Here is a 12,098-nt window from a genome sequence, read left to right as displayed (position 1 = left end):
CGCAATGAAAAAATTAAATAACATATACTTTGTAGTGTTGGCACTATTTTTTGTAGCCTGTACAGATAATCCTCTAGAAGATGTAGAAGGTACAGATTGGCAAAAAGAACGCAATGTGGTTTCTATTTTACTAGAAGGTCAAATAGGAACAGCTATTATAGAACGTAATTTTGATGATGCAAAAATTAAAATTTACGCTAAAACCGAAAACATTGCAGATTTATCTAAGGTAGAGATTAAAAATATTGAGCTTTCTTACGGTGCAAGTTCTGCAAATGAAAAGGGTACAACATTAGATTTAAGTAGTGGCACAACTACCATCTCTGTTGCATCTGGAGCTGGCAATAGTTTAGATTGGGAGGTTACAATGCTTCCTTTTAAGTCCGACTTAGAAGGTACTTGGTACATTGGTGATGTGCGTATGTATTGCGATATGTTTACTTGGGAAAGCTGGGGCTGGGAAAAGAATGAAAGTATGTTTGGTTACTTAACAGAATTAAACCCAGAGCTAGACAACAAAATTACTTTTACTGTAGAAGGTGCAGATGCTAAAGGAAATCCTTTTGGTAATTATGAGCATAACGCTGGTAATGACGGTTCTTTTGGTAGTTACTCAGATGCCGGTAAAGGATGGAACTTTAATTCTAGATTCAGAAAAATACCAACTGGTAATGGTACTTGGTTAAGAGATTTTGAACGTAACAAAGTAATTATTACCGATGCAAACAAAGTAGAGCATGAACTAGATTTAGAGCTACTAACTGCAACTAACGAGGTTAATTTAAAAACTGAAGTTCCTTATTTAGCCGAAAATTTTAGCTGGACAGATACTGACTGGAGTTTTGAAGAACTAGCTCATATGTCTAAATTAACTTGGTATACACTAACAAAAGAACGTGTAATACAAACGGGCAATAGCATTACGGGCTTAACTGTTGCAAACCAAATAGGCGATACAGAAATAAATACAGATACTAAAGAAGTTACGGTTACCATTGCAGATAATGGCACAGATATTTCTGCTATAGAACTTACTAGCTTAAACGTATCTTATGCAGCTACATCAGACACTAATATTGGTAGCACTTTAAATTTCTCTACAGGTAATTCTACTACAATAAATGTTACTTCAGAAACAGGGGAAAGTGCTATGTGGACCATTAAATTAAAAATAGATTTTGATCCCGGAAGCGTATCTATTGCAGGTACTTGGAATATTGCTGAAATTGGAGTTTACTGTGATATGTTTACCTGGGAAAGCTGGGGTTGGGAGAAAACGGAACTTTTAAATAATTACCTACCTAGTGCAGGTAAAGAGCTAGACAACACCATATCATTTATTGTAGAAGGCAAAAATGGAGACAACCCTTACGGAACGTTTGAAAACAACGCTGGTACTGATGGCGAGTACGGAGATTTTGTTTCTGATGATACTACTTGGCCAGAAACAGAATTTAATTCTAGGTTTAGAAAAGTCCCTACTGGTACAGGAACTTGGGAACTTGTTGGTGACACAGTAACTATTACAGATAGCGAAGGAGCTGTATTTGTTTTAACACTAGAAATTAATTCTGAAACCGAAATTGCTATAAGCTCAGAAGTAGAGTATTTATCTGAGTTGTATAATTGGACAGACACAAACTATAATTACGAAGAAACAGCACATATGTCTAAAAAAATGTGGTACAACTTAAGTAAATAATAGATCATCAATTTGATTATAAAAATTAAGGAGATACAACAATACTAAAAATAAAAATATGAGACTTAAAAATATATTCGCCGCTGTGCTACCTATGCTACTTGTTGCTGCAAGTTGTGATGATGATGAACCTGCATTTACTTCCGTAGAAAAAAATAGAGAAGTTGTAATTACTGAAGAATTGGTTTCTACAAACTTTGTTGGTAACGGTGCACAATGGGGTGGTTATGATATGGTACCAACTTGGTTAGGTACAGAAACACTTAGTGATGCAGATTGGAACACTTTATTTAGTCGTATAGATTTTATGCGCCCTCCGTTTTTAAGAATTGTAACCAACTCTGGCTGGTCTTATGATAATGATGGTGTGTATGACGAGACCACAAAGACACTATCACTCTTTAAAATGCTAGACTATGCTAAAGATCGTAATATAGAAATTACGTATGGCGAATGGGGACACAGTTCCGTAGGCGACATTAGCACTATAGATATGGATTGGATTGAAAAATCTGTGAAATTCTTAAATCATTTAGTAAACGAAAAAGGGTATACCAATATTAAAACAATAAACATTATTAATGAGCCTAATGGCGACTGGTCTAGCACTAAAGGAGATTACAACATTTGGAAAAATGTACAGCTAGCTTATTTAGAAGAAATGAAAAACTACAGCTTAACAGACATAAAAGTTATGGGGCCAGATATTGCTGTTTTTAATACTGCTAGCCAAACAGATTGGTTAACAAAAACAGAAGCAGATTTGGGTGACAATGTTGGCTTGTATGACATTCACGTATACCCACAACAACAACTAATTCGCAATGGTGAATTTGCACAAATGCTTAACGCTTACAAAAAAATAACTCCGGCAGACAAGCGTATTGTGTTGGGTGAAATTGGATTTAAATACACAGAGGTAGACGCAGAACTAAAATTACAAAACGAAGAAGCTATTGCTAACGACCCATATGCTGGTGAAGATTCTAATATGATGATTTATAAAGCTTTTTATGGCATAGATATGGCAGATGCTTTAATACAAGCAATGAGAGAAGGCTACTCTGGTTCTTTAGTATGGAATATGGACGATGCTATGTACAACAGCCCAGACAACGGAGATTACCAGTCTGATAAATTAAAACGTTGGGGATTTTGGAACATTTTAGGCGAAGAGCACACTGGTAATGCTAGTGATGAAAACATTAGACCTTACTTTTACCCAGTTTCATTACTTACACGCTTTTTTCCTGCTGGCAGTGACATTTATAACGTAGAACTACCTAATAAAAAAGGATTACGCGCCGTAGTAGGCACATACAATGGCAAACAAACAATTGCGATTGTAAACTCGCACTATTCTACATATGAGCTAAAATTAAAATCGGACTTTCTAGGTACTTTAACAGCTAATAAATACAGCTATAAATCTAATGCAGATGGCTCTTTTGTTGGCAAAGTAGATGAAAATGGTTTTGCTACTCCAATAGAAAACAACACAGAATTAAACTTTACAAGTGGTGTAAATATGACCTTAGAAGGAGAGTCTTTTATACTATTTACAAATATGGAGTAAGCCAAAAACTAAAGTTTAAAAAATCAATCAAAAATAATTTACAAATAAGGAAATAAAAATTAGTATGAATACTGTAGAACAAAAAAAAACAGGATTATTACGTCTTAAAAAACATCAAAACAACCCAGTATTAAGTCCAAACCCAGAAAACGATTGGGAAAGCTTAGTAGTGTGTAACCCTGGTGTTTGGTATGAAGATGGTACATTTTATATGCTATACAGAGCCGCTGGTAATGACGTAGAACACCAAATACGTTTTGGTTTAGCTACCAGTACAGATGGCGTAAACTTTACACGCACCTCTAACCAGCCTGTTTTTAGCCCTAGCACAGACGGTCCAGATATGGGTGCAGTAGAAGATCCTAGAATTGTAAAATTTGGAGATGAATTTTATGTAACCTATGCCTACAGACCTCACCCTCCTGGACAATACTGGAACTTTGACCATGATGAAATTTTATTGCCACAATGTGATGCCGATGCTCCGTTGGTTTTAAAAAATAACATTGCAAACTCTGGCTTACTTTTAACCAAAGATTTTAAAAACTACAGACGTTTAGGAAGAATTACACAAAGTAATTTAGATGACAGGGATGTTATTATTTTTCCAGAAAAAATAAACGGAAAATTTGCAATGTTGCATAGACCAAAAGAATGGATCGGTGAAGAATACGGTTGTGACAAACCATCTATTTGGCTTCGCTTTTCTGACGATTTAATGGTTTGGGAAGAACCAAGCACATTATTGTTAGCAGGAATAAATGGCACTTGGGAAGAAAAAATTGGCGGTAGCACACCTCCTTTAAAAACTAAAGATGGTTGGCTAATTATATACCATGGTGTAGAAAATGGCGGACTAGGATATTACCGTGTTGGCGCAGCTCTTTTAGACCTAGAAGATCCTACAATTGTAAAGTCTAGGCTAACAAATTGGATTATGGAGCCAGAGCATGATTATGAAATTGAAGGCTTTTACAAAGGCTGTGTTTTTCCAACAGGAAATATGATTATTGATGATACTTTATATGTATATTATGGTGCTGCAGACAAGTACGTTGGTCTTGCAACTTGTAATATTGATGAATTATTAAACGAATTAAAAAATGCTTAAAAAGCAACTATTTAATTACATTTTACTTCTCCTTTTTTTGCCGTTAGCATCTTGCCAAACGGTAAAAAAAGATGAGTTGGTTAAAATTGAAGCCGATAAAGTTATTTCTAATGAGTTTATTGGCAATGGTGTAGAGTGGTCTGCGTATCCACACGCAGATGCAGATGATGCAGAATGGGGCTTATTAATGACTAATAAAAAATGGGAAACTGTTTTTAAAAGGTTAGATTATATGAAGCCAAAAATTGTTAGGGTATTAGACCAAGCAAATTGGAGATACCTAGAGGGTATAGACAAAGATGGCAACCCAATTCTTAATTTTGAAAATCAAGAAATGCAAGCTTTATACAAGCTGCTAGACTATTGTGAAAAAAACGACATTAAAGTTATTCTAGGTGAATGGGGACAACCGTATAAAGTACATGACACCCATTTAAAAATGCAAGATGCATTTACCGGAGCCACAGACCCTAAGTGGCTAAATAGTATTGCAGAACACCTAAACTACCTTGTTAATACAAAAGGGTATACTTGTATTAACTATTACAATTTGGTGAATGAACCAAACGGTTATTGGTCTTCTGTAGATGGCAATTGGGGCGAATGGAAACTTGGTGTTAAAAAACTAGACAGTGCTTTTTTATCAAAAAAACTAAAAACGCCAGTAAAAGTTATTGGTCCAGACGCTACTCCTTTTAATAATGAGAAATCTAAATACACGGGTGAAGAGTGGGCTAAAGAAGCGGTATTACAATTAAATGATGTTTTAGCTGCTTATGATGTTCATGATTACCCAACAAAAGAATTTGTACGCTCTGGTGATTTTGAAAAACACTACACTAAAATGATTTCTTTTGCCGATAGCGTTGCAAAAAAACCTTTTATTTTAGGTGAAATAGGTTTTGAAAAATATGTAGACGAAAATATAAAAAGATACGAGGCTGATGAGTTTGCTAGTCCAGATAGTCAATTATCTGTTTACGATTATGATTACGGTGTAGATATGGCAGATGTTTTAGTACAGTCTATGAACAGCGGTTTTGATGCTGTTATTGCATGGGGTTTAGATGATGCAATGCATACAAATGGTGATACAGGTGAAAAAAATCAGCTTAAAAAATGGGGAATGTGGAACATTCTTGGCAAAGAACTAACTGGTGATGCTAAAGAAGAAGCCATTAGACCTTGGTTTTACACCTGGGCTTTATTAACACGGTATTTTTCAAACGATATGAAAATTGTAAAAACTACTGGGTTAAAATTAGATAAAGTACGCATGGTTGCCGGCTGGTCTACTACTAATCATATTACATTTTCAATTGTAAATAATAGTAACAAAGAAGCTACATTTTCTTTAGATACTAAAAATCTTAAAAACAAAAGCTTTAAAAAGTATATCTATAGTGAAAACAACAGACCTGTAGACAATAATAACTTTCCTAAAGCCGTACAAACTAATTTAAGTTTTACTACAAATGCAGAGCAAATAACAATACCTGCAAAAAGCGTATTACTTTACACAACATACAACTATTAATTTATGAGTAATTTAAGTTATATAGACCTTACGGTTCTTGTTCTTTATATTGTTTTTATAATATGGTGGGCTTTAAAAAACGGTAAGAGTAACGATTCTGACGCTTATTTTTTGGCTGGCAGAAACTTAACTTGGCCAATGGTTGGGTTGTCTTTGTTTGCCGCAAGCGTATCTAGTTCTACTCTAATGGGGCATTCTGGTGAAGGCTTTATTAGTGGTATTGCAGTGTTTAACTACAACTGGATATCTGTATTAATAATGGTGTTTTTTGCCATGTTCTTTTTACCTTTCTACATAAAATCTGGAATTTTTACAATGCCAGAATTTTTAGAGCGCAGGTTTGATGGTAAATCAAGAACCTACTTTTCTTTTATTACAATTATTGGTAACGTTTTTTTAGATGCCGCTGCAACACTATATACAGGGGCCTTAATTATTAAAATGATTTTTCCGGAAGTAGAAATCATCTGGATTATTATAGGTATGGCTGCCGTAGCCGGTAGTTATACAATCATTGGTGGTTTATCTTCTGCAATAAACGCAGATATGATACAGGCTGCTGTGTTAATTATTGGTTCTTCAATTTTATCGTTTTACGCTATTAGCAATATTGGTGGTTGGGAATCTTTTATAGATAAATTTAATGATGGTGTTTGGCTAAAATTAACCAGACCTTTAGACGACCCAACCGTACCTTGGTTAGGAATGTGGGTTGGGATACCTATACTTGGATTTTACTTTTGGGCCAACAACCAAGTTATGGTACAACGTGTTTTATCTGCAAAATCTATAGACCACGGTAGAAAAGGTGTTTTACTAGTAGGGTTTTTATACCTATTTACGTTATTTATATTTATTGTACCTGGATTAATTGCGCGTGGCATAAACCTATTTGGAGTAGAAAATTTACCGCATGAGTTAATTAGTGGTATAGATTTAAAAGAAAAATATGGCATTAATACAGACCAAGTATATCCTAGACTAATTGTAAAATTATTACCCGTTGGTTTAATTGGTATTATTTTATCTGCAATGATATCTGCCCTAACCTCTACCTTAAGTGCTACCTTAAGTTCTGTATCGACTCTTTTTACAATGGATTTTTACAGTAAAATTGATAAAAATGCAAGTAGCGCCAAAAAGGTAAAAGTTGGTAAAATTACAGCCGTAATCACATTAATAATTGCGGTTATTTGGGCACCTTATATTCAAAGTTTTGATTCACTTATTGCTTATTACCAAGAAATAGTTTCTTATTTAGCACCACCAATTGTTGGTACATTTTTTATAGGCTTGTTCTGGAAAAGAGCTAATGCAAAAGGTGCTTTTAGCGGTTTAATGGCTGGCTTAGTTGTTGCTGCAACAATTATGACACTAAAGTACATTTTAGACGTTAAAATAGATATACACTTTTTACTATTAGCGCCAGTATTACTACTTATTAGTTTAGTTGTATCTGTAGTTGTTAGTTTGGCTACTGCACCACCACCTGCAGATAAGGTTAAAGCAAACACATGGACTAAACAAATTTGGATAGATGAAACCAAGGAGTTAAAAGGTATAGTTTGGTATAAAAACTTTAGAGTACAAGCTATTTTGTTAGTTATAGCTTGCTTTGTTATGTATGGCTTATTTTATTAAGAAAGTCTAAGTTTAGTTAATTAAAAATCCCACATCATTACAATGTGGGATTTTTTTAGTTAGAAGAGAACCTTAACCTAAACTTCATAACTTTTATTTCCGTAGTGCATTCTAATCTGCGCTAACTGACCAACAATTTTAATAGAGTCTTTCATAGATAATTTAGAACCGTCTGCGTGTATCCATCTTTTTAATGGTTGTTCGCAAATTAACTGTTGCACATTATCTTTTCCGTATTTCTTTTTCATACGCATAAAGATCTCTACATCAAACAACCAACGTGTAATAAACTTTTTATTAAACATTGTAGTTGCTATTTCTCTATCCATTATTTTAGCACCACACTGTGTGTCTTTAAATGGCATTTTTAATATATTTTGAATAATAAGGTTTATTGTTTTACTTATTATTTTACGTGCAGATTCTTTTGTTATATCTGCTCCCATTCTGCTAATTCTAGATCCGCTTACAATTTTATAATCAGAGCTTTCAATTGTTTTTACTAAATCATCAAAATCTGTAAAATCTGTAGATAAATCTGCATCTAAATACCCTATATAATCAAACTGAGGGTCTTTAGCTAAATGCAAAACTCCTTGACGAACAGCTTCCGCCTTACCTCCATTTTTTTCGCAATTATATACGCTTATGGTGTTTTCACTATCTTTTCTTAATTCTTCTAAAACTTCTAAAGTATTATCTGTACTACCATCGTTTACAAAACACAAATGGTATCCTAAGTTTTTCTGTGCAAAGTCTTTAAATTCTTTACTAGACAACCTATCTGCTTCATTGTAACAAGGTATAACAACACCTACGCAGTTTTTCTGAAGCATTTGTCCGCCTTCTACTTTTGCTACTGACTCAGCTTGTGTAGGAGCGCCAACAATACGTTTAACACGTGCAGCAACTTCTTCTAAACTTACTGGCTTCTTCATATAGTCATCTATACCAAGATTAAATCCATCTAAAATAATATCTTCGTCTGTATTACCAGACATTATCATTATGGCAGTTTTAGAATTATTTTTAATGTGTTTTACCACATCTAAACCACTCATATCTGGCATATTAATATCTACAATTACTAAATCTGGATTAAAAGAATTAAATACTTTTATACCATCAGCTCCAGAACTTGCAGTTTCTACTTGATATCCTAAATCAGTTAATTTCTTCTCTACAGAAAGTAAAATTAATTGTTGATCATCAATAGCTAAAATTTTCATAGGTTAAGGTTTTATGTTTGGGTAAAAAGTCATAGTTATTATTATAACTTCCTGGTACAAAGGTACATTACACATACAACTAAAAAACTGAAGAAGAGGTCAATAACCTATTGCTGTAGACGAATGGTTTTAAAAGTGAGATAACATACATTATTTATAATACAACATTATGTTTATCTTTATCTTGTTTTATATTCTTACAGGTTAAAATTTATGAAGAGAACCAATATTTTATTAATATTAGCTCTTATTGTTGGTGTTGCATTTCATGGGTCTAGTATTTTCTTTACGTTAGAGAATACCTATGACGCGTTAATTCACCTATTTTTTGCAGACCACTACGCTAATAGTTGGTTTGAGCCTTGGGATTTTAGATGGTATACTGGTTTTACAGTGCAAGCATACCCACCTTTAGTACACCAATTAATAGGTCTATTATCTTACATAGGTGGCTTAAAATTTGGGATGTTTACTGTTGCAATGTTAGCAATTATTCTGTTTATTACAGGAGCCTATAGGTTTGGCTTACTTATTACTGCCAATAGAAGAGTTGCTGGTTACACTGCATTACTAGCCGTATTTTCTTCTACTTTTATTGAAACCCTACATATTTTTGGACAACTGCCCAGTATTATGGGGCTATCTATATTACTACACAGTATACCTGAGATATATTTATGGATTAAAGAAGGTAAAATAAGGTACCTGGTTACAAGTTTATCTTTAATTGCAGTTACTGTAACATCACACCATGTTACTCCTATTTTTGGAATGGTCTTTTTTATATTCCCTTTAATTGGTATGGTGATAATGGACACTGCCAAAGACAAAGTAAAAGACACTAAAGCGGTACATTTAAAAACATTTATTTGGGCCTTTAAAAAGCTCTTCTGGCGTATTGTAATATTTGGATTTTCATCATTATTACTTATCATATTTTGTATTTTACCATATTGGGTAAACTCTAAAAAAAATCCAATAACTCAGGTTCCTATTCCACATGGCTCTAGAGATAATTTTTTAGAAGTATTATCTTCTGGACTGGTGTTTTTTATGATTCCTTGGGGTATTTTACTCTTTATACTGCCTTATATATTTTATAGGTTTTACAGTAAAAGATATCTTTTCTTTGGTTTATCTTTTACAATGCTTACCATTTTAGGAACTGGCGGTACAACACCAATACCATTAAAGTTGTTAGGAGAAACTGCTTTTAATATTTTAACCTTAGACCGGTTTACACTTTGGGCTACAATTATGGCTTTACCCATATTTGGCGAGTTTGCATATAGGATGATAGAGGGCGACCTAAAAACCAACATACAAAAGCGCTTTGGTGCTGTTTACCACAGAATTGTTGGGGGCTTTTTTATGGTAGGCATATTATTTATGGTCATTTTTACAATGAGTTTGGGTTATTTTAGACCGTCACAACCTGCAAAAATTAAAATGCTGCCTATTGTAAACTTTTTAAATCAAGATCAGCATGATCATTGGCGTTACTTAACACTTGGCTTTGGAGACCAAATGGCTTGGTTATCTGCACAAACAAAAGCAATGACTGTAGATGGTAATTACCACTCTGCACGGCGACTCCCAGAGCTAACAACAAGAGCTATAGAGCGCTTAGAGAATTCAAAATTTAGAGGCGTAGAAGGTATTGGCTCATTACAACAGTTTTTAACCGTACCCGAAAAATATAATTTAAAATATATTTTCTCTAACGATAAGTTCTACGATCCCATTTTATACTTTTCTGGTTGGCAACGATTACAACAATTAGAAAACGGAATAATGGTTTGGGAAAAACTAAATGTACCACCAATACCTGCAATTATACCTAAGGAAGATGTGCCAACTTTTTTAAAAATAATGTGGAGCACCATACCTCTTTTAACAATTTTACTTGCCTTTATCATTAATATTCAAATGGTATGGTACAGGACACTAAAATCTAAAAAATTAGCTTTACCATCTTACTTAAAGTATAAAATAGAATATACTAAATTCTCTAGAGGCTTAGTAACTATTAACCATATATGGGCTGGTATTGTTATTATATGTTTGGCCTACGGCGGATATTTATTTTACGCAGAAAACAGTACTCAACTTTCTGCTAAAAACGTTGTTACGGCTTATTATGATGCAGTAGATTTTAAAGAGTTTGAAAGGGCTTTTTCATACATTAATCCAGATGATGATGTTAGCCTTTCTCAATACATGTTAGAGATTTCTGTTACAGATGGTATTTTAAGTTCTTATGCTAAGTTAGATTCTATTGGTATATCATTTGTAAACAAAACAAAAAATAGTGCTAAAGTAAAAGTAGACACTAGGTGGATTACCCCTTTAGATGCAGTAGAAAAAACATTTTATCACACGGTAAAAAAGAAAAAAAATAAATGGTATTTAAGCGTTTCTAAGTTAGATAATGATTTACCGCCAGACCAATTGTTTACAGACAATGCTACTACGTTTTTTAATCATGGTAGGCGTAAAATAACTACAGAACAAACACACCACGAAGATGTGCTAAAACAACCTGTTTTAGAAATATTAACTGCTAAATTGATACAATACAATGGCAGGTACAGTATTATTGGTCAAATACAAAATGTAGACAATGTACCATCTGATGTTGTAATAAAAGGAACTTTATATAACGATAAAAATAAAGAACTAGCAAATTACAACGCCAAAGACAACATTAAACATAAATTAATGCCTAAAGAAATTACGGCTTTTAAAATTAATTTTGAAGGTATAGCTTGGTCTTCTACACAAGATACTTTGCCGCCAACATTTAACCCAGATGAGTTTACACCTATTAATTTAGAAGAAATACCCACTAAGTTTAACTTACAATGCGCTGGTAATGTTGCAAACACAGATTTATACAAAAAACTATCCTTGCAGGAGTTACAATTTAACAATGGAAAAATGACGGGTACGTTATTCAATTCTGGTGTGCAAGAAGTAACAATACCTCAGCTCTTAATTGCCTACTATAACAAAGACAAAAAACTAATTTGGATAGATCATAACTTCTTATCTGAAGGTGTACGTATACAAAGAAAACAATCTTTTAACTACAACTTGCTAAACCTTAGTGAGCTTAAAGTTATTAGTGATGATATGACCAATTGTTTTGTAAACGGTTCTCCTAATATAGAAATAGCAAAAAAAATGTTTCCTGATAGAAAACTAGACCATATAATAGATCAGCTACAGGAACAAAAAGGAGATGGTTTTAATTTTATAAGACTAGAGGTTAACAGCTATATTGGAAATCCTAAATAAAA

7 protein-coding genes are annotated in these 12,098 nt (G+C 33.5%); 6 read left to right on the top strand and 1 reads right to left on the bottom strand.

Annotated elements, in window-relative coordinates; genetic code table 11:
• The first annotated feature begins 4 nt into the window (after positions 1-4).
• From Q4487_RS10490 to Q4487_RS10470, 5 genes are all read left to right on the top strand, one after another.
• The gene (locus Q4487_RS10490; RefSeq protein WP_100894513.1) at positions 5-1,702 is read left to right on the top strand and encodes a hypothetical protein; all 1,698 of its coding nucleotides are present in this window, start codon (positions 5-7) and stop codon (positions 1,700-1,702) included.
• Between the two features lie 58 nt (positions 1,703-1,760).
• Complete coding sequence (locus Q4487_RS10485) at positions 1,761-3,278, top strand: hypothetical protein (protein ID WP_100894512.1); 1,518 nt, start codon at positions 1,761-1,763, stop codon at positions 3,276-3,278.
• Between the two features lie 64 nt (positions 3,279-3,342).
• The gene (locus Q4487_RS10480; RefSeq protein WP_100894511.1) at positions 3,343-4,389 is read left to right on the top strand and encodes a glycosidase; all 1,047 of its coding nucleotides are present in this window, start codon (positions 3,343-3,345) and stop codon (positions 4,387-4,389) included.
• Positions 4,382-5,926: a hypothetical protein gene (locus tag Q4487_RS10475; RefSeq protein WP_100894510.1), complete on the top strand. Its 1,545-nt coding sequence runs from the start codon at positions 4,382-4,384 to the stop codon at positions 5,924-5,926. The genes Q4487_RS10480 and Q4487_RS10475 overlap by 8 nt, the downstream gene beginning before the upstream one ends.
• A 3-nt stretch (positions 5,927-5,929) precedes the next feature.
• A complete protein-coding gene (locus Q4487_RS10470) occupies positions 5,930-7,567 on the top strand; it encodes a sodium:solute symporter (RefSeq protein ID WP_303542169.1) in 1,638 nt (545 codons plus the stop codon).
• Between the two features lie 77 nt (positions 7,568-7,644).
• On the opposite strand, the gene Q4487_RS10465 is transcribed toward Q4487_RS10470, so the two are convergent.
• Positions 7,645-8,796, bottom strand: coding sequence for a response regulator (locus Q4487_RS10465; RefSeq protein ID WP_100894508.1), 1,152 nt, complete (start codon positions 8,794-8,796; stop codon positions 7,645-7,647).
• A 213-nt stretch (positions 8,797-9,009) separates the two neighbouring features.
• Between Q4487_RS10465 and Q4487_RS10460 the strand changes: the two genes are divergently transcribed.
• The gene (locus Q4487_RS10460) at positions 9,010-12,096 is read left to right on the top strand and encodes a hypothetical protein (protein ID WP_303542171.1); all 3,087 of its coding nucleotides are present in this window, start codon (positions 9,010-9,012) and stop codon (positions 12,094-12,096) included.
• The last annotated feature ends 2 nt before the right edge of the window (positions 12,097-12,098 follow it).

Source organism: Cellulophaga sp. 3_MG-2023 (assembly GCF_030546975.1).
In the GTDB taxonomy this organism is placed as follows: Bacteria; Bacteroidota; Bacteroidia; order Flavobacteriales; family Flavobacteriaceae; genus Cellulophaga.
This window is presented reverse-complemented; position numbering and strand designations above follow the sequence as displayed.

Bases quoted from the DNA above. Each gene is read 5' to 3' on its own strand.
- Q4487_RS10465 (WP_100894508.1), bottom strand. From the start codon at position 8,796: ATGAAAATTTTAGCTATTGATGATCAACAATTAATTTTACTTTCTGTA.
- Q4487_RS10485 (WP_100894512.1), top strand. From the start codon at position 1,761: ATGAGACTTAAAAATATATTCGCCGCTGTGCTACCTATGCTACTTGTT.
- Q4487_RS10480 (WP_100894511.1), top strand. From the start codon at position 3,343: ATGAATACTGTAGAACAAAAAAAAACAGGATTATTACGTCTTAAAAAA.
- Q4487_RS10460 (WP_303542171.1), top strand. From the start codon at position 9,010: ATGAAGAGAACCAATATTTTATTAATATTAGCTCTTATTGTTGGTGTT.
- Q4487_RS10475 (WP_100894510.1), top strand. From the start codon at position 4,382: ATGCTTAAAAAGCAACTATTTAATTACATTTTACTTCTCCTTTTTTTG.
- Q4487_RS10470 (WP_303542169.1), top strand. From the start codon at position 5,930: ATGAGTAATTTAAGTTATATAGACCTTACGGTTCTTGTTCTTTATATT.
- Q4487_RS10490 (WP_100894513.1), top strand. From the start codon at position 5: ATGAAAAAATTAAATAACATATACTTTGTAGTGTTGGCACTATTTTTT.